We start from the raw sequence: 18,475 nt of genomic DNA on the forward strand, positions 1-18,475 counted from the left end.
TCATCGTGCCAGACCGGGCGCCCGCGGCTCCGCGCGCCAATCTTCTCCCGAGGGTGACACCCCCGTAACAGCGCCGACTCATTGCCTCGATTGACTGGTCGCGGCGTCGGATGCGGGGATCGGGGGCGACGTCCTCGGCACGCTCCACCCGCACGCCTCAGCGACAGGAAAGGCGACGATGCACACCAGCGCGCTCGGGCACGGCCTCGCGATCGGCGAGATCCCGGAGGAGGTCGTCCTCCCCGACACGATGACGGCGGCGGTGATCGACGCGCCGGGCGACGCCTCCGCCCTGCACCTGGCGACCGTGCCGACACCCTCCGCCATCAACGCCGAGTTCACCGTGAAGGTGGTCGCGGCCGGCGTGAACCCGCTCGACGCGAAGACGCGCGCGGGCCAGGGGGTCGCCTCGCAGATCGCCTCCTACCCTGCGGTCCTCGGCCACGACTTCTCGGGCGTCGTCGTCTCGAGCCCCTACCCGGCGCATCCGCTGCGGCCGGGCGACGAGGTCTACGGCTTCGTCATGGTGCCGCGCTACTCGGGCTCCTACGCGGAGTACGTCAGCGTGCCGAGCGTCTCCATCGCGCGGAAGCCGTCGACGCTCTCGCACGTCGAAGCGGCCGGCGTCCCGCTCGCGGCGCTCACCGCCTGGGGCATGGTCGTCGAGCTCGCCAAGGCGCACGAGGGCCAGCGGATCCTCATCCACGCCGGGTCGGGCGGAGTCGGCCACTTCGCGGTGCAGTTCGCCGCCTACTTCGGCGCCTCGGTGATCGCGACCGGCTCGACCCGCAACCTGCAGTGGCTGCACGAGCTCGGCGCCGCGCAGGTGATCGACCACACCGCCGAGCGCTTCGACGAGCTGCTGTCCGGCGTCGACGTGGTCATCGATCTGGTCGGCAACGTCCACGACGACACGGGCTCGCGCTCGCTGAGGGTCCTCCGCCCCGGGGGCCTGATCGTGAACGCGCCCACCGGGAGCTGGCCCGGGTTCTTCGAGGAGGCGGCCGCTGCGGGCGTGCGCGCCTCCACCTACCGCGTCGCTCCCGACGGGGCGACCCTCGGCGTGGTCTCGCGCCTTCTCGAGTCGGGCGACGTCCGCGTCTTCATCGACGGCATCTTCCCCCTCGCCCGCGCCTGCGAGGCGCACGAGCAGCTCGAGACGGGCCACACCCGCGGCAAGATCGTCCTCACCGTCTCCGAGGGCTGACCTCGGCGAGATGCCGCTCCGGTACGCCACGCGGAGCGTGTCGCGTACCCGGGCGGCGTCTCGCGGGGAGGGTCAGGAGAGAGAGCGCTCGAGGACGAAGTCGTCCTCCCAGCGGTCGCCGACGAGGAAGCGCTTGCGGCCGACGACCGCGAAGCCGTGCTTGGAGTAGAAGCGGTGAGCGCGCGCGTTCTCCTCGTTGACGCCGAGCCAGACGCCCGCGGCACCGTGAGCCCGCGCCTCCTCGAGGGTCGCGGCCATCAGCGCGGCCGCCGCTCCGGAGCCGTGCCGGCCGGGCAGGAGGTAGAACTTGCTGAGCTCGACGGTCGGACGCAGCCGGATCGCCGCGACGACGTCGGCGTCGGCGGGCTCCCCGCGCACGAGCATCGCGTAGCCGGTCAGCGCGCCGGAGTCGTCGTCGACCAGGAGCGAGCGGAGCGGATCGGCGAGGTGGTCGCGGAAGCGCTCGACCGAGAGCACGGTGCGCACGAACTCGGCCTTCGCCTCCGCGGTGGTGTGCGGCGGGCAGGCCAGCGGGAAGGTCGCGGCGGCCAGCTCGGCCAGGGCCTCGGCATCGGCGGCCGACGCGCGGCGGACGGTCACGGGAGGCGCGGCGGAGTGGAGCGGCGGATCACCGGTCCAGTATGCCGGGACGACGAAGGAGGGGGCCCGCCGAAGCGGACCCCCTCCTCACGTCAGTGCGTGCTCGGCTCAGGCCAGGACGTTGACGTCCAGCGGGATGCCGGGGCCGAAGGTCGTCGAGACGGCGGCCTTCTGGATGTAGCGGCCCTTCGAGGAGGACGGCTTGAGGCGGAGGATCTCGTCGAGCGCGGTCTTGAAGTTCTCCTGGAGCTGCTCCTCGGAGAACGCGGCCTTGCCCACGACGAGGTGCACGTTGGCGTGCTTGTCGACGCGGAACTCGATCTTTCCGCCCTTGATCTCGGTCACGGCCTTCGCCACGTCCGGGGTCACGGTGCCGGTCTTCGGGTTGGGCATGAGGCCGCGGGGGCCGAGCACCTTTCCGAGACGGCCGACCTGGCCCATGAGCTCCGGGGTCGAGACGGCGGAGTCGAACGAGGTGTACCCGCCCGCGACCTTCTCGATGAGCTCGGCGCCGCCGACCTCGTCGGCACCGGCGGCCAGCGCGGCCTCGGCGGCCGGACCGGTCGCGAACACGATGACGCGGGCGGTCTTGCCCGTGCCGTGGGGCAGGATGACCGTGCCGCGGACCATCTGGTCGGCCTTGCGGGGGTCGACACCGAGCTTGAGGGCGACCTCGACGGTGCTGTTGAACTTGGCGGAACCGGTCTCGCGGGCGAGCGCGACGGCCTCGTCGGCCGTGTAGAACTTGCCCTCTTCGAGCTTGGCCGCGGCGGCCCGGTAGGCCTTCGACTTCTGTGCCATGTTGTTTCTCCTTGAAACGAGAATGTGGTTCTAGAGCCTGGCGGGCTCTCCCACGGGGGTGATGGAGTTCTGGTGGTGCCGCGATCGCGGCCGTGCGTGCTGCTCGCGGGAGGCGGAGAGGTCCTGCGGAGGCGTTTCCGGACCGGGCGCGCGACCCCGCTGAGGGGCCGCCGTCGGGTTCTCGAGGCTTCCGCGGTGGGTCCGCGCCGGTGGGCGCGTCGCTCCCGCCGTCGAGCAGCGCGTCGCGCTACTCGACCGTGATGCCCATCGAGCGGGCGGTGCCGGCGATGATCTTCGCGGCGGCGTCGATGTCGTTGGCGTTCAGGTCGACCTGCTTCGCCTCGGCGATCTCGCGGACCTGCGCCTGGGTGAGCTTCGCGACCTTCACGGTGTGCGGGGTCGAGGAGCCCTTGGCGACGCCGGCGGCCTTCTTGATGAGCTCCGCCGCGGGCGGGGTCTTCAGCACGAAGGTGAACGAGCGGTCCTCGTAGACGGTGATCTCGACGGGGATGACGTTGCCGCGCTGCGACTCGGTCTGCGCGTTGTACGCCTTGCAGAACTCCATGATGTTGACGCCGTGCTGACCGAGCGCCGGACCGATCGGGGGCGCGGGGTTGGCCGCGCCGGCCTTGATCTGGAGCTTGATCAGGCCGGTGACCTTCTTCTTGGGGGCCATTCTGATTCCTTTTCTCAGGGTTCGAGCGGTCGGGGGCTCCCGGCCGCTCTCCCGCGCATCCGACGGTGCCGGATCGCGGTGGAGGAGGGTCGTCCGACGCGCACAGAGGCGGGCGCCGACACGAAAACCCGTACGAGCTTACACGAGCGGGGCCACCCCCGACAGGGCGGAGGAGGGGCCGACGCCCGGGTGCGCGTGGGGCGGTGCCGGAGGGAGCGCCGCCCGGAACGGCGAACGCCCCCTCCGACCTGCGGAGGGGGCGTTCATGCGCCGCGGAGGCGACGCGTCAGAGCTTGGTGACCTGGTCGAACGACAGCTCGACCGGGGTCTCGCGCTCGAAGAGCGAGACGAGCACGGTGAGCTTGCCGCTCTCGGGCTTGATCTCGCTGATCGAGCCGGGAAGACCCGCGAACGAGCCCTCCTTGATGGTGATGGTCTCGCCGATCTCGAAGTCGACCTCGGCGGGCAGCACGCGCTGGGCCTGCTTCTGGCCCTTGGCACCGGAGGTCTTCGAGGGGGCGACGTCCTTGATCTCGACGAGGCTCTTCAGCATCGTGAAGGCCTCCTCGAAGCGCAGCGGGGTCGGGTTGTGGGCGTTGCCCACGAAGCCGGTGACGCCCGGGGTGTGGCGGACGACCGACCACGAGTCCTCGTTGAGGTCCATGCGCACCAGCACGTAGCCGGGGATGCGCACCCGGGTGACCATCTTGCGCTGGCCGTTCTTGATCTCGACCACGTCCTCCATCGGGACCTGGACCTCGAAGATGTAGTCCTCGGCCTCGAGCGAGACCTTGCGGTTCTCGATGTTCGACTTCACGCGCTTCTCGAAGCCGGCGTAGGAGTGGATGACGTACCACTTGCCCGGCTTGCCGCGCAGCTCGGTGCGGAAGGCCTCGTACGGGTCGATGTCGGCGAGGTCCTCACCGGCGGACTCGGCGTCCTCGGCGGCGACCTCGGCCTCGTCCTCGACGGCCTCGAGGGCCGCTTCGGCCTCCTCGACGGTGTCGATGTGCGCGGCCTCGTCGACGGCGGAGTCGGCCTCGGGGTCGTCGACGGAGCCGATGGCGTCCAGCGCTGCCTCGAGGTCGGAGGCGAGGTCGTCCTCGGACTCGTTCTCGTCGATGATGCTCAGCGCACCCTGCTCGGCGGGCTCGACGGCATCCTCAGCCTGCGACTGGACGTCGCCCTCCTGCTCCTCCTCGACCTCCGACGACTGCTCGGCAGCCGTCGCCCAGTCGACGTCGTCGCGGTTTCTGTCAGACACTCGTCACAACTCTCTCTCGATCGATCGGTCGCGCCCCTCGGGGCGCGTCCCGCTGTCGCCGGCACCCTCCGCTCGCGCGGCCCGGATGCTCTCGGGTCAGGCGGCGGGTGTGCCGAACACGTACGTCACGGCCAGGGCGAACACCCAGTCGAGGAAGGACACCAGCGCCATCATGATGACGACGAAGATCAGCACGACCACGACGTAGTTGCCCAGCTCCTTGCGGGTGGGCGTCACGACCTTCTTCAGCTCGGCGATGACCTGCCGGATGAAGAGGGCGATGCGCGCGAACGGGTTGCGCCGCGCGGCTCGCTGCTGATTGGCGATCGCGACGACGTCCTCGCTCGGCTCGTCGACTGCTTTCCCGGCCACCTGCACGCACCTTTCCCGCACCGGAACCTCCGGTGTGGCCGACCGCCCGTCATGGGCGGCCCTGGACCGATGACCGCAGCGTCGCGGGGACCGCGTGCGACGGGCATCGATGTGCAGGGCGGACAGGGCTCGAACCTGCAACCTGCGGTTTTGGAGACCGCTGCTCTACCAATTGAGCCACCGCCCTATGGATGCCGTTGCGAGCATCCGAGGAGGAGACCGACCCGCCGCCCCACCGCCGCGACCCTCGCGGGCGCTGTGGATGAGGGCAGAGATCGACTACCTCGGACGAGTGTACGTGGACCCGCAGGGCGTGTCCAGCCGAGCGGCGGGGGGCCTCGGAGCCCCGTGCGCGCGCAGGATACGCTGGCCGTCGTGTCCTCCACCACGCGCATCTCCGCCCGCATCGCCGCCATCGCCGAGTCCGCCACTCTGAAGGTCGACGCCAAGGCGAAGGCCCTCCAGGCCCAGGGCCGCCCGGTCGTGTCCTACGCCGCCGGCGAGCCCGACTTCCTCACTCCCGAGCACATCGTCGAGGCCGCCTCGGCCGCCGTGCTCGACCCGAGGAACTACCGCTACACCCCCGCGGCGGGCCTCCCCGACCTCCGCGCTGCCATAGCTGAGAAGACGGCGCGCGACTCCGGATGGGCCGTCGACCCCTCGCAGGTCGTGGTCACCAACGGCGGCAAGCAGGCCGTCTACCAGGCCTTCCAGACCCTCCTCGACGACGGCGACGAGGTGCTGGTGCCGACCCCGTACTGGACCACCTACCCCGAGGCGATCAAGCTCGCCGGCGGCGTGCAGGTGGACGTGTTCGCGGGCGCCGACCAGGGCTACCTGGTCACGGTCGAGCAGCTGGAGGCCGCGCGCACCGAGCGCACCAAGGTGCTCCTGTTCGTCTCCCCCTCCAACCCCACCGGCGCCGTCTACTCGGCCGAGCAGACCCGCGAGATCGGCGAGTGGGCCGAGGAGCACGGCCTCTGGATCATCGCCGACGAGATCTACCAGAACCTCGTCTACTCCTCCGGCGACCAGGACGACGCGAGCCCGCTCGAGCACGCGACCTCGATCGTCGAGGCGGTGCCGGCCCTGCGCGACCGGACGATCCTCGTCAACGGCGTCGCGAAGACCTACGCGATGACCGGCTGGCGCGTCGGATGGATGGTCGGCCCGGCCGACGCGATCAAGGGCGCCTCGAACCTCCAGTCGCACCTCTCGAGCAACGTCTCGAACATCTCGCAGCGCGCCGCGATCGCCGCCCTCACCGGCCCGCAGGAGCCGGCCGAGGAGATGCGCCTGGCCTTCGACCGCCGCCGCCGCACCATCGTCGCCGAGCTGAACGCGATCGACGGGATCGAGTGCCCCACCCCCGGCGGCGCGTTCTACGTCTACCCCGACGTGAACGGGCTCCTGAACCGCGAGTGGAACGGCACCACCCCGACGACCTCCCTCGAGCTCGCCGACCTCATCCTCGAGCAGGCCGAGGTCGCCACCGTCCCCGGCGAGGCCTTCGGACCGAGCGGCTACCTCCGCCTGTCCTACGCCCTCGGCGACGACGCGCTCCTCGAGGGCGTGCGCCGCCTGCAGCGGCTCTTCGGCACCGATTAGCCCTCCTCCTGCGTCGTCGATCGGCCGCGATCGGCTCGACGACGGGGGTGCGTCGCAGAGAGCGGGATGCGCAGCGCGGATGACGATCCGCCGACACGCGGATCGCCGATCGCCGCTCGACCGTGCCGCACGGTGACGGCGGGTACTGCGACGCGCCAGTCCGACAGGTGAGGGGTGCCTGGCATCTCGGGGCGGGGAGGGCAAGAGGGAGGCGGAAATCGGGGATCACTGTCGCCGGAGGGGTGCGACAGGGCACGCTGTGACGATGAGCGAAGACCACGCCGTCCGAGTCCGCGACCTGCGGAAGGACTACGGGGGCGCTCCGGCGGTCGCGGGAGTCTCCTTCGACATCCACCGGGGCGAGACCTTCGCGCTCCTCGGCCCCAACGGCGCCGGGAAGTCGACGACCATCGAGATCCTCGAGGGCTACCGCGACCGCTCCGGCGGCGAGGTGTCGGTGCTCGGGGTCGACCCGCGCCACGGCGACCTGGCGTGGAAGGCGCGTCTGGGGATCGTCCTGCAGTCCAGCGGCGAGTCCGGCAACGCGACGGTGCGCGAGCAGATCGCGCACTTCGCCAGCCTCTATCCGCGACCGCGCGACGTCGACGAGACCATCGAGGCCGTCGGGCTGACGTCCAAGGCCCGCTCGCGCATCGGGCGCCTCTCCGGCGGCCAGCGCCGCCGCGTCGACGTCGCCCTCGGCATCATCGGCCGTCCCGAGCTGGTGTTCCTCGACGAGCCCACCACGGGATTCGACCCCGAGGCCCGCCACTCCTTCTGGGACCTGATCGCTCTGCTCAAGAGCGAGGGCACGACCATCCTGCTCACCACCCACTACCTCGACGAGGCCGCCCGCCTCGGCGACCGCGCCGCCGTGATCTCCGGCGGGCGGCTCCTGGCCATCGGCCCGATGAGCGCGATCGGAGGGGACGAGGCGCGCGTCCCGATCGTGCAGTGGCGCGAGGACGGCGTGCTGCACCGGCTGCGCACCACCGAGCCCGCCCGGACCGTCGCCGAGCTGCACGCCCGGATCGGGGAGCCGACGGCGCTCGAGGTCGTCCGCCCCAGCCTCGAGGACATCTACCTCGACCTCATCCGCGAGGACCGCGACGCGGTCGACCTGATCGGAGAGCCCGCGTGACCGCCGTCGCCACCCGCCCCCGCACCCTCTCCACCGGCCCGGGACGCACCGTCCGCCTCGGACTCGCCCGCGCCCGCTACGAGATCCGCTCGTACTTCCGCGCTCCGGACCAGGTGTTCTTCACCTTCCTCTTCCCGGTGCTGCTCCTGACGATCTTCTCGGTCGCGTTCGGCGACACCGCGGTGATGCAGGCGAACCCGCAGGACCCGGGCATCCCGATGGCCGAGTACTACGTGCCGGGCCTCGCCGCGGCCGGGATCCTGCTCTCGGGCGTCCAGAACCTGGGCGTCGACATCGCGGTCGAGCGCGGCGACGGCACGCTCAAGCGCCTCGCGGGGGCACCGCTGCCGGTCTTCAGCTACTTCATCGGCAAGTTCGGCCAGGTGCTCGTGACGAGCCTCGCGCAGACGGCCCTGCTGCTCCTCGTCGCGGCGACGGTGTTCTCGGTCGAGCTGCCCACCGACAGCGGGCGCTGGGCGACCTTCGCCTGGGTCTACCTGGCAGGAGTCGCGACGTCGGCCATCCTCGGCATCGCCGTCTCCGCGCTGCCCCGCTCGGGCAAGAGCGCGACCGCCGTGATCGTGCCGCCGCTGCTCGTGCTGCAGTTCATCTCGGGGTCGTACCTGTCGTTCACGACGCTGCCGGACTGGCTGCAGAACACGGCGAGCGTCTTCCCGCTCAAGTGGATCGCGCAGGGCATGCGCGCCGTGTTCCTGCCGAGCGGGTTCGAGGAGGCGGAGGTGAACGGGTCGTGGGACCTCGGCGGCGTCGCGCTGGTGCTCGGTATCTGGCTCGTCGTGGGGCTCGTCGCCTGCCGCTTCGGCTTCCGCTGGATCCGCCGCGACAGCTGAGCCGGAGGAGGCCGCGGCCGGAGGGCGCGCGTCCCCGCGAGCGCGGGGCCTGCGCGCGCAGACCGCGCGGACTCAGACCGCGGTGCCGACCACGACGGGCTCGGGGTGCAGCAGCACGCCGAACTCCGCCAGGACGCGGCCCTGGACGTACCGGGCGAGCTCGGCGACCTGTTCGGCCGTCGCTCCTCCGCGGTTGGTCAGGGCGAGGGTGTGCTTGCTCGACACGGCGGCCCGCGAGCCGGGCAGGGCGAAACCGCGCGAGACGTCGGCGTGCTCGATCAGCCACGCGGCGCTGAGCTTCACCAGGCCGTCGGCGCGGGGAGGCACGGGCAGCCCGACGGGCGCTCCTGCCTCGACCGCGGCGAGCGGGGTGATGACGGGCGCCTCCGCCGTCGGCTCGACCGGCCAGCGCGGCGCCTCGGGCGGCAGGGAGTCGGCGAACGCGCTCGTGACGAGGGGGTTGGTGAAGAAGGAGCCGGCGCTCGCGGTGTCCGGGTCCTCCGGATCGAGGACCATGCCCTTGCCCGCACGCAGCGCCAGCACGGTCTCGCGCACCCGCGCGAGCGGCACGCGGTCGCCGAGCGCGACTCCGAGCGCCGACGCCAGCTGACCGTAGGCGACGGGAGTGCCGTCGCCCTCGGCGCCGACCTCCTCGAGCGCGAACTCGACGGCCAGCACCGCGCCCCGGCGGCCCTGCTTGATCACGGAGGTGCGGTAGGCGAACTGCAGCTCCTCCGCCGTCAGCCGGACGGGCTCGCGGGCGCCCTCGTCGAGGAAGTCGATCGCGACCAGTGTGTCCGAGAGCTCCTGGCCGTAGGCGCCGATGTTCTGCACCGGCGACGCCCCGACCGTGCCGGGGATGCCGCTGAGGGCCTCGAGGCCCGCCCAGCCGCGCTCCACGGTGGTCGCGACGAGGCCGTCCCACGACTCGCCCGCCTGCACCCGCAGGAGCACGCGCCCCGGCTCGTCGGAGGGGAGCCGCTCGACGCCGGTGGTGCGCACGCGCACGACCGTGCCCTCGATCCCGTCGTCGCCCACGAGGAGGTTGGAGCCGCCGCCGAGCAGCAGCCACGGCTCGTCGTCCGACCACAGGCCGACGAGCGTCTCGACCAGCTCCGCCTCGGTGGCGGGCTCGACGAGGCGCTCGGCGGGTCCGCCGACGCGGAGGGTGGTCAGGGCGGAGAGCAGCGGCGCGGAGGTCACGCGAGTCGGACCCGGGCCTGGGCCTTGCCGAGGACGGACTGGCCCTCGACCGAGACGGCGAGGTCGACGCGGACCCAGCCCTCCTCGGCGTTCACAGCACCGATCCTGGCGACCACGTCGATCGCGGCGCCGTCGCGCGGGTCCACCACGACAGGGCGGGTGAAGCGCACCTGGTAGTCGACCACGCGTCCGGGGTCGCCGACCCAGTCGACGACGACCTGCACCGCGGTGCCCATCGTGAGCATGCCGTGCGCGAGCACGCCGGGCAGGCCGACCTCGGCGGCGACGTCGTCGCGGTAGTGGATGGGGTTGAAGTCGCCCGAGGCGCCCGCGTAGCGCACCAGGGTGCCGCGGTCGATCGGGAAGCGGCTCTCGGCGACGACCTGGCCGACGCTCAGCTCGGCGAGGGCGGGCAGTGCGGTGCTCATTCGTCTCCCCTGACCACGAGGGTCGAGATCGCGGTGACGACGTGCTCGCCGCTCGCGTCGACCATGCGGGACTCGGTGGTGACCATCGAGTGGGCGCCGAGCTTCTTGATGGCGGCGACCGAGAGGGTCGCGGTCAGCTCGTCGCCGGCGACGACCGGACGGGACAGCACGAAGCGCTGGTCTCCGTGCACGACGCGGCTGAAGTCGATCCCGCCGTCGGGCTCGGCGAGCAGCTGCTGGAGCGTGAACTCCTGCACGACGACGGCGAAGGTGGGCGGAGCGACGAGGTCGGGGTGCCCGGCGGCGCGGGCGGCTTCGACGTCGTGGTGCAGGGGGGAGGTCGCGGAGACGGCGCGGGCGAACTCGCGCACCTTCTCGCGCCCCACCTGATAGGGCTCCGTGGGCGCGAAGACGCGCCCGACGAGTTCGGGGTTCACTGGCACCCGGCCATACTAGGCGCTGCCGTCGCGGGGCCCTCGGGGCTCCGGAGGCGCCGCCGGTGGTCACCCGGGTATGACCACCGGCAATTTCCCATCCGTGTATGGCTGACCCGCGGCCGAACTTCTCCGAAGCTGGCGGGCATGTCGACACCCACTCCCGAGCGCGACTGGGCGACCTACGCCCGCGAGCTCGGCACCAACATGCACCGGGCCCGCATCGCCAAGGGCGCCAGCCAGGAGCGGATCGCCCACGCGGCCGGGCTCGCGGGCTACACCTACCAGAAGTTCGAGAAGGGCGAGTCGAAGCCCGGCTCGCCCGCGAACCCCACGCTGCACACCCTCCTCGCGCTCTGCGAGGCGCTCGAGATCGAGCTGACGGACCTCCTGCCGCCCGACCCGCCGCGCACCTCACGAGGCGCCGAGTAGCCGGAGCACCGCGCCGGCCAGCCGCGACCCCGAGCTGAGATCGAGGTCGACCTCGCCGAGCCCGTCGGCCTCCAGGCGGAGCCTGTCCTCCCCCGACTCCCCCGGGCGGCACAGGGAGACGTGCACCGTCGCGCCCGCGGCCCCGTCTCCACGCGCCCAGAGCACCACCGGGAGCGAGCTCGCCGCGGAGCGGTGCAGCCGCTCCCCCGCCGCGACCAGCTCGTCGTGCTCGCCCGCGCACCAGCGCGGGCACCCCTCGTCGTTCCTGCCGTCCATCCGCTCCTCCACGTTCCGCACCCCTCGGTCGAGGAGACCAGCCCACCAGGCGGTACCGACACCGAGGGCCCGCCGCGCCCCGATCCCGACCGGGGTGTGGACAGGAGACGGTCGTCCGCCCGTTGTGGAGGAGCGAGGACCAGGGTCCCATACGCAGGTGGTGCCGCCAGGGGTCCGGCACGAAGCACCGGCGCGGTGTCAGCGGTGGACGATCAGCCAGGTCGCGATCGCCGTGGTCGAGCCCGTGTTGACCATGCGGTGCGGCCGCTCGCACGGGAACGTGATGGCGTCGCCCGGCCCGAGGACGACCGACTCGTCCTCGAACTCGACCGTCAGCTCTCCGAGCGTCACCGTCCCCATCTCGAACCCGTCGTGGCGGAGCAGCTGCCGGTGCGCCGTCGAGGTCGAGCCCGGCGGGTAGGTCGACTCGAAGAAGTCGACGGCGTCCAGCGGACGCGGCGCCAGACGGCGGAACAGCACTCCGCCCTCGAGCGCCACGGGCGCCGACTCGCGCGCCCGGACGACCGCGGTCTCGACCGGCGCCGACGCGCCCTGGTCGAACACGGCGGACAGCGGGACCCCCAGCGCGTCCACGAGGGCGATCAGCCGGCCGACCGAGGGCTGCATGGCTCCGCGCTCGATCTGCGAGACGGCGCTCACGGAGATGCCGAGTCGCCCGGCGAGTGCCTTCAGCGACAGGCCCGCCGAGAGCCGCAGCTCCCGCAGCCGGGCGCCGAGTCCGGCCCCGTCCGCGATCGCCCGGGCGGCCGCCTCGTCGGGCGCGGTGTCGTCGGAGGGCATGGCCCGTCCCCTCTCGCGGATCGTCACACAGCCGTAACGGAGCCGAAACGAGCGGCGGCCTCCCGACTCGTAGCGTGGCCCGCGTGAAGTGATCACTTCACTCGGAACGCTCTCCGCGACGCCCCGCCTCCTCGGCCGGACGTCCCGACCACCCTGACACATCCGCTCCGTGCCGCTCTGCGCACGACCGCCCGAGAGGTGGATCCACCCATGTCCGACCGAGTCACCGCACCCCGAGTCAACGCTCCTCCCGTCGATCCGGATCCCGCCGCCGCGGCGAGCGCCGGCTACGACGACCGCCTCTCCAACGAGGACCTCGCCCCGCTCCGGAAGCAGCGCTGGTCGAGCTACAACATCTTCGCGTTCTGGATGTCGGACGTGCACAGCGTCGGCGGGTACGTGACCGCGGGCTCGCTCTTCGCGCTGGGCCTGGCCGGCTGGCAGGTGCTCGTCGCCCTGGTGGTGGGCATCGTGATCGTGCAGGTCTTCTGCAACCTCGTCGCCAAGCCCAGCCAGGTCACCGGCGTGCCCTACCCCGTCATCAACCGCGCGATCTTCGGCATCCGCGGCGCGAACATCCCGGCGATCATCCGCGGACTGATCGCGATCGCCTGGTACGGCGTGCAGACCTACCTGGCGGCGCAGTCGCTGAACATCGTCTTCCTCAAGTTCTTCCCGGGCATGGCCGCCCTGAACACGCCCGAGGCGTCGTTCCTCGGCCTCTCGGCCCTGGGCTACCTCTCCTACGCGATCCTCTGGGTCGCGCAGGCCGCGCTGTTCTGGCGGGGCATGGAGTCGATCCGCCGCTTCATCGACTGGGCGGGACCGGCGGTCTACGTGGTGATGCTCGTGCTGGCCGTCTACCTGGTGTCGCAGGCGGGCTGGGAGAACATCTCGCTCACCCTCGGCTCCGGCGAGCCGCTCGACCTCGCCGCCGCTGTGCCGGTGATGATCTCGGCCGTCGCCCTGGTCGTCTCCTACTTCTCGGGCCCGATGCTCAACTTCGGCGACTTCTCCCGGTACGCCCGCAGCTACGGCGCCGTGAAGCGCGGCAACCTGCTCGGCCTCCCGATCAACTTCCTCTTCTTCTCCCTCCTCACCGTGATCACCGCCTCGGCGACCGTGCCGGTCTTCGGCGAGCTGATCACCGACCCGATCGAGACCGTCGAGCGGATCGACACCTGGTTCGCCGTGCTCCTCGGCGGGCTCACCTTCGTCATCGCGACGATCGGCATCAACATCGTCGCCAACTTCATCTCCCCCGCGTTCGACTTCTCGAACGTCAACCCGAAGAAGATCAGCTGGCGGATGGGCGGCATGATCGCCGCCGTCGGCTCGGTGCTGCTCACCCCGTGGAACTGGTACTCGAACGACACCGCCATCCACTACACGCTCGGCATCCTCGGCGCGCTGATCGGACCGCTGTTCGGCGTCCTCATCGCGGGCTACTACCTGATCAGCCGCCAGCGCGTCTGGGTGGACGACCTCTACACGATGAGCGAGAAGGGCCGCTACTGGTTCTCGCGCGGCTTCAACCCCAACGCCGTCTGGGCGACCGTGATCGGCGGAGTCCCCTCCGTCGCCTCGGTGCTCGTGCCGCGCTGGATCGCGGAGGCGGGAGGCGCGGAGTTCACCTGGCTCGGCGACTACAGCTGGTTCCTCGGCTGCGGGCTCGGATTCGTCGCGATGGCCGTGCTCGAGCGGCGCGCGCCGCGGATCGGGCGCCTCGACGAGGACCTCGAGCACGTCAGCGACGGCTCGACCGTCTGATCCGGCCGGCACGGAGGAGGGATCCGCCCCGGCCGCTCCGCATCCCGCGGACCGGCGGCCGGGCGGGTCCCTCCCCCTCCCGGCACCCGAACCGAGGAACCACCATGCGCATCACCGTCGTCAACCCGAACACCAGCACTGCGATGACCGCGGCGATCGGCCGGGCCGCCCGCTCCGTCGCCTCGCTCGGCACCGAGATCACGGCCGTCACCCCGCCGATGGGTCCGGCGTCGATCGAGAGCCACTACGACGAGGCGCTCGCCGTGCCCGGCGTCCTGCACGAGATCGCCCGGGCGGAGGCGGCCGGCTGCGACGGCGCGGTCATCGCGTGCTTCGGCGACCCGGGCGTCGACGCCGCGCGCGAGATCGCGAGCGGCCCGGTCGTGGGGATCGCCGAGGCCGCCATGCACATGGCCGCGCTCGTCGGCCGGGGCTTCAGCGTGGTCACCACGCTCTCGCGCACGAGCGGCCGCGCCTGGGACATCGCCCGCCGCGCCGGGTTCGGCGACGCCTGCCGTCAGGTGCGCGCCTGCGACATCCCCGTGCTCGAACTCGACGACCCCCGCTCCGACGCCCGCCGCGCGATCCTGGCGGAGTGCGCCGAAGCGCTGGCCGTCGACGGGTCCGACTCGATCGTTCTGGGCTGCGCGGGCATGGCCGACCTGTGCCGCGACCTCTCACGGGAGCTGGGCGTGCCCGTGATCGACGGCGTCGCCTCGGCGGTGCGCCTGGTGGAGGGGCTCGTCGCGATGGGCGTCAGCACCTCGCGGCGCGACGAGTACGCCGCGCCGCGGACGAAGGCGATGGCGGGGCTGCTCGCTCCGTTCGAGCGGGTCTGAGGTTCCACGTCCCGTGCAGTCGGGCGTTCTGCCGGACCCCCGACCCGGACCCACCTGCGAGGATCGGGGGATGAGCGTCCTCCGCGATCTCGGCCTCGGTGCCCGGCTCTTCCTCCGCGGCTTCCGCACCTGGGTCCGCTCGCCGCGGGCGATGCTCCTCGGCGCGATCCCGCCCCTGATCGTCGGCCTGGTCTTCGTCGGCGTGCTGGTCCTGGTGCTCACGCGGGTGCAGGACGCGGTGACCGCGCTCACCCCGTTCGCTGGCGGCTGGGACGAGGGCACGGCCGCCACCGTCCGCCTGGTGCTCTCGATCGCGGTGGTCGGCGCCGTGCTCGCCCTCGGCGTGGTCCTCTTCGCCGCGGTGACCCTGCTGGTCGGCGACCCCTTCTACGAGCGGATCTGGCGGCGGGTCGAGGACGACCTCGGCGGCGTGCCCGACGAGCGCGAGACCACCTTCTGGCAGGGGGTCGGCCGCGGCCTCCGCGACTCCGCCGTGCTGGTCGCCACCTCCCTCGGGATCGGCGTGGTCCTGGTGCTGCTGGGCCTGGTGCCGCTGGTCGGCTCGATCGTCGGCCTCGTCGCGGGCGCCCTGGTCGGCGGGAGGGCCCTCGCGCTCGAGCTGACCGGGTTCGCGGGCGACGCCCGGGGGCTCTCCCTCCGCGACCGCCGCCGCCTCCTCGGCGAGCACCGCGCGGTCTCGCTCGGCTTCGGCATCGCCGTCTACCTGGCGTTCCTCGTCCCCGGGGGCGCGGTCGTCGCCACCCCCGCCGCGACGGCCGGCGCGACCCTCCTGCTCCGGACCCTGCGGGGCGAGCCGACCGAGCGGCCGGCCGCCTGACACCGCTTGGCCGCCGCCCGGCTCTCCCCTAGACTCGCCGCGTGCGCACGTCGATCCGAAGCCCCTGGTGGCCCGCCTCCTAGGCGGACCGACGCGCAGACCCCTCGCACGCGACCGCCTCCTCCGGGCGGTCGTTCTGCATGTCAGGGCCCGGGTGGGGCACGACCCGATACAAGGACCACGATGACCTCGCTCCTCTCCCGCATCCTCGCCTCCGACGGGACGCTGCCGTTCGCGGTGGTCCTCCGCCAGGGCCGCGACGCCGTCGACGTGTTCACGGGCGACGTGCTCGACGTCGAGGGCCTGGCCGACATCCCGCTCGACGGCGACGACGTGCTGACCCTCGTGCCCTACCGGCAGGTGCGCGAGCGCGGCTTCGCGGCGAAGGACGACGGAGCCCCGCTGCGCAACCTCGTGGTGCGCGAGCGCGAGAGCGTCCCCCTGGCCGAGGTGCTGCGGCTGCTGCCCGAGCGGGAGATCCCGGTCGAGGAGCGCGGCTTCGACGTGCCGGACGACGAGTACGCCGACATCGTCCGCCGGGTGATCGAGGACGAGATCGGCCGCGGCGAGGGCGCCAACTTCGTCATCAACCGCGCCTTCGTCGCGCAGACCGACGCGCCGCCCGTCGAGGCGGTCCTGGCCTGGTTCCGCCGCCTGCTCACCGACGAGTCCGGCGCGTACTGGACCTTCGCGATCCACACCCCCGGCGTCGACGGCGCGCAGACGGTCACCGCCGTCGGCGCGACCCCCGAGCGCCACGTCTCGGTGCGCGACGGCGTCGCCATGATGAACCCGATCAGCGGCACCTTCCGCCACCCCGCGGCCGGACCCACCGGGGAGGAGGTGCTCGCGTTCCTCGCCGACGTCAAGGAGAGCGAGGAGCTCTTCATGGTCGTGGACGAGGAGATGAAGATGATGAGCGCGGTCTGCCCGGACGGCGGCCGCATCCTCGGGCCGTTCCTCAAGCAGATGTCGCGACTCAGCCACACCGAGTACCTGCTCGAGGGCCGCACCGGACTCGACGTGCGCGAGGTCCTGCGGCTGACGATGTTCGCGCCCACGGTCACCGGCTCGCCGATGGAGAACGCGTGCGCCGTGATCGCCGAGTACGAGAAGGAGCCGCGCGGCTACTACTCCGGCGTGCTCGCCCTCTTCGAGCCGGAGGAGCACGGCTACACGGTCGACGCCCCCATCCTCATCCGCACCGCCTACCTCCGCGCGGACGGCCGCCTCACCGTGCCGGCCGGCGCGACGCTCGTGCGCCACTCCACCCCCGAGGGCGAGGTCGCCGAGACGCGGGCGAAGGCGTCGGGCGTCCTCTCCGCCCTCGGCCTGCTGCCGCACCGCGAGGTGCCGCCGGCCCTCGACCTGAACGCGCAGCCGGGCGTGCAGGAGGCGCTCGAGGCGCGCAACGAGCGGCTCGCCTCGTTCTGGCTCCGGCCCCAGGCGCCCGAGCACATCGCCGGCCTCGCCGGGCACACCGCGCTGATCGTCGACAACGAGGACCAGTTCACGACGATGCTCGCCCACCAGCTGCGCCACCTCGGGATGGACGCCCGGGTCGAGCGCTGGTCGGAGGTCGCCGACGTGCTGAGCGACGACCTCGTCGTCTTCGGCCCCGGCCCGGGCGACCCCCGCGACGACTCCGACCCGCGGATCTCGCACCTGCGCTCGCTGATGACCACCCGCCTCGAGGCGGAGCGGCCGATGCTCGCCGTCTGCCTCAGCCACCAGATGCTCTCACTGCTGGCGGGCCTCCCGGTCGAGCCGCTGCCCGCGCCCCGCCAGGGCGTGCGCCTGGCGGTGGACGTGTTCGGCGAGGACGCCGCGATCGGCTTCTACAACACCTTCTCCTCCGTCGCCCCCGGCGTCGCGCGCACGCCCCGGCTGGGGCTCGAGGTGTCGGTCGACCCGGAGACGGGAGTGGTCAACGCCCTCCGCGGCGAGCACGTCGCGTCGGTGCAGGGGCACCTGGAGTCGGTGCTCTCCTCCGACGGCCTGCGCACCCTGGAGCGGCTGGTCCGCACCGCGACCGCTCAGCCCGCGCGCGCATGAGCGGCCTGCGGCTGATCGCGTCGCCCGCCTACCCGGCCGAGCTGCAGGAGGCGGTGGCCGCCGCCGTGCGCGCGGCGGCCGAGGCGGCGCGCGGCTGGTACGGGCGCGGCGACAAGATCGCGGCGGACGAGGCGTCGGTCGCGGCGATGCGCGCCGTGCTGGCCGACGCTCCGTTCGACGGCGTCGTCGTGATCGGCGAGGGCGAGAAGGACGAGGCCCCGATGCTCGCGAACGGCGAGCGCCTCGGCCGCGCCTCCGCTCCCTCCTGCGACGTGGCGGTCGATCCGCTCGACGGCACCCGACTCACGGCGGAGGGGCTCCCCGGCTCGGTGAGCGTGATCGCGCTCGCCCCGCGCGGCACGCTGTTCGACCCGCGCAACGTGTTCTACATGGACAAGCTGGTCTGCTCTGCAGCGGGCCGGGGCGCCGTCTCGCTCGACCTCCCTCCCGCCGAGAACGCCGCACGGCTGGCGGCGGCGCTCGGGAAGCCCGTCGCGGAGCTGGTCGTCGTCGTGCTCGACAAGCCGCGTCACTCCGGGCTCATCGCGGCTCTGCGCGCGGCCGGGGTCGCGCTCGAGCTGCGCGGCGAGGGCGACGTGTCGGTCGCGATCGAGGCGGCCGATCCCGCGGGCCGCGTCGACCTCGTCCTCGGCATCGGCGGCACCCCGGAGGGAGTGGTCGCCGCGTGCGCCGTCCGCGCCCTCGGCGGGGTGATGGAGGGGCGCCTCGCCCCCCAGACCGCACCCGAGCGCGCCAACGCCCTGGCCGCCGGCCACGACCTCGACCGCCTGCTGACCCTGGAGGACCTGGTCTCCTCGGACGACGTGCTCTTCGCGGGCTGCGCGGTCTGAGACCTCGCCCGGCAGAGGGCGCGGCCCG

Annotated in this window: 20 protein-coding genes and 1 tRNA gene; 10 read left to right on the forward strand and 11 right to left on the reverse strand. The window is 72.5% G+C overall.

Annotated features, from left to right (window positions below; genetic code table 11):
• Positions 1-178: 178 nt before the first annotated feature.
• Positions 179-1,207 (forward strand): NADP-dependent oxidoreductase, encoded by a 1,029-nt coding sequence (locus C5C63_RS12520; RefSeq protein WP_374952914.1) that lies wholly within the window; start codon positions 179-181, stop codon positions 1,205-1,207.
• A 72-nt stretch (positions 1,208-1,279) separates the two neighbouring features.
• Here the strand turns inward: C5C63_RS12520 and C5C63_RS12525 are convergent, their stop codons facing one another.
• The 6 genes from C5C63_RS12525 to C5C63_RS12550 form a co-directional block, all read right to left on the reverse strand.
• The gene (locus C5C63_RS12525) at positions 1,280-1,807 is read right to left on the reverse strand and encodes a GNAT family N-acetyltransferase (RefSeq protein ID WP_104326163.1); all 528 of its coding nucleotides are present in this window, start codon (positions 1,805-1,807) and stop codon (positions 1,280-1,282) included.
• Between the two features lie 108 nt (positions 1,808-1,915).
• On the reverse strand, positions 1,916-2,608 hold the full coding sequence (gene rplA, locus C5C63_RS12530; RefSeq protein ID WP_104257179.1) for a 50S ribosomal protein L1: 693 nt from the start codon (positions 2,606-2,608) through the stop codon (positions 1,916-1,918).
• A gap of 247 nt (positions 2,609-2,855) precedes the next feature.
• Positions 2,856-3,284, reverse strand: a complete 429-nt coding sequence (rplK, locus tag C5C63_RS12535) for a 50S ribosomal protein L11 (protein ID WP_104223632.1) — start codon at positions 3,282-3,284, stop codon at positions 2,856-2,858.
• Between the two features lie 286 nt (positions 3,285-3,570).
• Positions 3,571-4,548 carry a transcription termination/antitermination protein NusG gene (gene nusG / locus C5C63_RS12540; protein WP_104223631.1) on the reverse strand — a complete coding sequence of 326 codons (978 nt, stop codon included), beginning with the start codon at positions 4,546-4,548 and terminating at the stop codon, positions 3,571-3,573.
• A 96-nt stretch (positions 4,549-4,644) separates the two neighbouring features.
• Positions 4,645-4,920, reverse strand: coding sequence for a preprotein translocase subunit SecE (secE, locus tag C5C63_RS12545; protein WP_068208793.1), 276 nt, complete (start codon positions 4,918-4,920; stop codon positions 4,645-4,647).
• 114 nt (positions 4,921-5,034) lie between these two features.
• A tRNA-Trp gene (locus tag C5C63_RS12550) sits at positions 5,035-5,107 on the reverse strand.
• 179 nt (positions 5,108-5,286) lie between these two features.
• Here C5C63_RS12550 and C5C63_RS12555 point away from each other — a divergent pair.
• From C5C63_RS12555 to C5C63_RS12565, 3 genes are all read left to right on the forward strand, one after another.
• On the forward strand, positions 5,287-6,528 hold the full coding sequence (locus C5C63_RS12555) for a pyridoxal phosphate-dependent aminotransferase (protein ID WP_374954099.1): 1,242 nt from the start codon (positions 5,287-5,289) through the stop codon (positions 6,526-6,528).
• Between the two features lie 265 nt (positions 6,529-6,793).
• On the forward strand, positions 6,794-7,669 hold the full coding sequence (locus C5C63_RS12560) for an ABC transporter ATP-binding protein (protein WP_104223630.1): 876 nt from the start codon (positions 6,794-6,796) through the stop codon (positions 7,667-7,669).
• Positions 7,666-8,520: an ABC transporter permease gene (locus tag C5C63_RS12565; protein ID WP_104223629.1), complete on the forward strand. Its 855-nt coding sequence runs from the start codon at positions 7,666-7,668 to the stop codon at positions 8,518-8,520. The genes C5C63_RS12560 and C5C63_RS12565 overlap by 4 nt, the downstream gene beginning before the upstream one ends.
• A gap of 72 nt (positions 8,521-8,592) precedes the next feature.
• On the opposite strand, the gene C5C63_RS12570 is transcribed toward C5C63_RS12565, so the two are convergent.
• From C5C63_RS12570 to C5C63_RS12580, 3 genes are read right to left on the reverse strand one after another with little or no spacing between them, the layout of a single operon-like run.
• Complete coding sequence (locus C5C63_RS12570) at positions 8,593-9,723, reverse strand: UDP-N-acetylmuramate dehydrogenase (protein WP_104326164.1); 1,131 nt, start codon at positions 9,721-9,723, stop codon at positions 8,593-8,595.
• A complete protein-coding gene (locus tag C5C63_RS12575) occupies positions 9,720-10,151 on the reverse strand; it encodes a MaoC/PaaZ C-terminal domain-containing protein (RefSeq protein WP_104238284.1) in 432 nt (143 codons plus the stop codon). Before C5C63_RS12575 ends, C5C63_RS12570 begins: the two co-directional genes overlap by 4 nt.
• Positions 10,148-10,594, reverse strand: coding sequence for a MaoC family dehydratase N-terminal domain-containing protein (locus tag C5C63_RS12580; protein ID WP_104227045.1), 447 nt, complete (start codon positions 10,592-10,594; stop codon positions 10,148-10,150). Before C5C63_RS12580 ends, C5C63_RS12575 begins: the two co-directional genes overlap by 4 nt.
• 138 nt (positions 10,595-10,732) lie before the next feature.
• Between C5C63_RS12580 and C5C63_RS12585 the strand changes: the two genes are divergently transcribed.
• Positions 10,733-11,017: a helix-turn-helix domain-containing protein gene (locus C5C63_RS12585; RefSeq protein WP_104223625.1), complete on the forward strand. Its 285-nt coding sequence runs from the start codon at positions 10,733-10,735 to the stop codon at positions 11,015-11,017.
• On the opposite strand, the gene C5C63_RS12590 is transcribed toward C5C63_RS12585, so the two are convergent.
• On the reverse strand, positions 11,000-11,293 hold the full coding sequence (locus C5C63_RS12590; protein WP_104326165.1) for a DUF6907 domain-containing protein: 294 nt from the start codon (positions 11,291-11,293) through the stop codon (positions 11,000-11,002). The genes C5C63_RS12585 and C5C63_RS12590 overlap by 18 nt on opposite strands.
• A gap of 198 nt (positions 11,294-11,491) precedes the next feature.
• On the reverse strand, positions 11,492-12,094 hold the full coding sequence (locus tag C5C63_RS12595) for a helix-turn-helix domain-containing protein (protein WP_104227043.1): 603 nt from the start codon (positions 12,092-12,094) through the stop codon (positions 11,492-11,494).
• Between the two features lie 210 nt (positions 12,095-12,304).
• On the opposite strand from C5C63_RS12595, the gene C5C63_RS12600 reads away from it, so the two are divergent.
• The 5 genes from C5C63_RS12600 (at position 12,305) to C5C63_RS12620 (ending at position 18,447) form a co-directional block, all read left to right on the forward strand.
• Positions 12,305-13,864, forward strand: coding sequence for an NCS1 family nucleobase:cation symporter-1 (locus C5C63_RS12600; RefSeq protein ID WP_104326166.1), 1,560 nt, complete (start codon positions 12,305-12,307; stop codon positions 13,862-13,864).
• 104 nt (positions 13,865-13,968) lie between these two features.
• The gene (locus tag C5C63_RS12605) at positions 13,969-14,703 is read left to right on the forward strand and encodes an aspartate/glutamate racemase family protein (RefSeq protein ID WP_104234239.1); all 735 of its coding nucleotides are present in this window, start codon (positions 13,969-13,971) and stop codon (positions 14,701-14,703) included.
• A 70-nt stretch (positions 14,704-14,773) separates the two neighbouring features.
• A complete protein-coding gene (locus tag C5C63_RS12610) occupies positions 14,774-15,541 on the forward strand; it encodes an EI24 domain-containing protein (protein ID WP_104326167.1) in 768 nt (255 codons plus the stop codon).
• Positions 15,542-15,724: 183 nt separating this feature from the next.
• On the forward strand, positions 15,725-17,596 hold the full coding sequence (locus tag C5C63_RS12615; RefSeq protein WP_104326168.1) for an anthranilate synthase family protein: 1,872 nt from the start codon (positions 15,725-15,727) through the stop codon (positions 17,594-17,596).
• Entirely contained in the window at positions 17,593-18,447 is an 855-nt protein-coding gene (locus C5C63_RS12620; RefSeq protein ID WP_104257174.1) for a fructose-bisphosphatase class II family protein, read from the forward strand. The genes C5C63_RS12615 and C5C63_RS12620 overlap by 4 nt, the downstream gene beginning before the upstream one ends.
• Positions 18,448-18,475: the final 28 nt, after the last annotated feature.

The sequence above is a fragment of the Rathayibacter sp. AY1B8 genome (assembly GCF_002932775.1).
GTDB lineage: Bacteria > Actinomycetota > Actinomycetes > Actinomycetales > Microbacteriaceae > Rathayibacter.

What these genes read in the sequence shown, in the direction of transcription:
- C5C63_RS12520 (WP_374952914.1), top strand. Translation starts at nt 179, where the DNA reads ATGCACACCAGCGCGCTCGGGCACGGCCTCGCGATCGGCGAGATCCCG.
- rplA (WP_104257179.1), bottom strand. Translation starts at nt 2,608, where the DNA reads ATGGCACAGAAGTCGAAGGCCTACCGGGCCGCCGCGGCCAAGCTCGAA.
- rplK (WP_104223632.1), bottom strand. Translation starts at nt 3,284, where the DNA reads ATGGCCCCCAAGAAGAAGGTCACCGGCCTGATCAAGCTCCAGATCAAG.
- C5C63_RS12560 (WP_104223630.1), top strand. Translation starts at nt 6,794, where the DNA reads ATGAGCGAAGACCACGCCGTCCGAGTCCGCGACCTGCGGAAGGACTAC.
- C5C63_RS12575 (WP_104238284.1), bottom strand. Translation starts at nt 10,151, where the DNA reads ATGAGCACCGCACTGCCCGCCCTCGCCGAGCTGAGCGTCGGCCAGGTC.
- C5C63_RS12585 (WP_104223625.1), top strand. Translation starts at nt 10,733, where the DNA reads ATGTCGACACCCACTCCCGAGCGCGACTGGGCGACCTACGCCCGCGAG.
- C5C63_RS12590 (WP_104326165.1), bottom strand. Translation starts at nt 11,293, where the DNA reads ATGGACGGCAGGAACGACGAGGGGTGCCCGCGCTGGTGCGCGGGCGAG.
- C5C63_RS12595 (WP_104227043.1), bottom strand. Translation starts at nt 12,094, where the DNA reads ATGCCCTCCGACGACACCGCGCCCGACGAGGCGGCCGCCCGGGCGATC.
- C5C63_RS12600 (WP_104326166.1), top strand. Translation starts at nt 12,305, where the DNA reads ATGTCCGACCGAGTCACCGCACCCCGAGTCAACGCTCCTCCCGTCGAT.
- C5C63_RS12605 (WP_104234239.1), top strand. Translation starts at nt 13,969, where the DNA reads ATGCGCATCACCGTCGTCAACCCGAACACCAGCACTGCGATGACCGCG.
- C5C63_RS12610 (WP_104326167.1), top strand. Translation starts at nt 14,774, where the DNA reads ATGAGCGTCCTCCGCGATCTCGGCCTCGGTGCCCGGCTCTTCCTCCGC.
- C5C63_RS12615 (WP_104326168.1), top strand. Translation starts at nt 15,725, where the DNA reads ATGACCTCGCTCCTCTCCCGCATCCTCGCCTCCGACGGGACGCTGCCG.
- C5C63_RS12620 (WP_104257174.1), top strand. Translation starts at nt 17,593, where the DNA reads ATGAGCGGCCTGCGGCTGATCGCGTCGCCCGCCTACCCGGCCGAGCTG.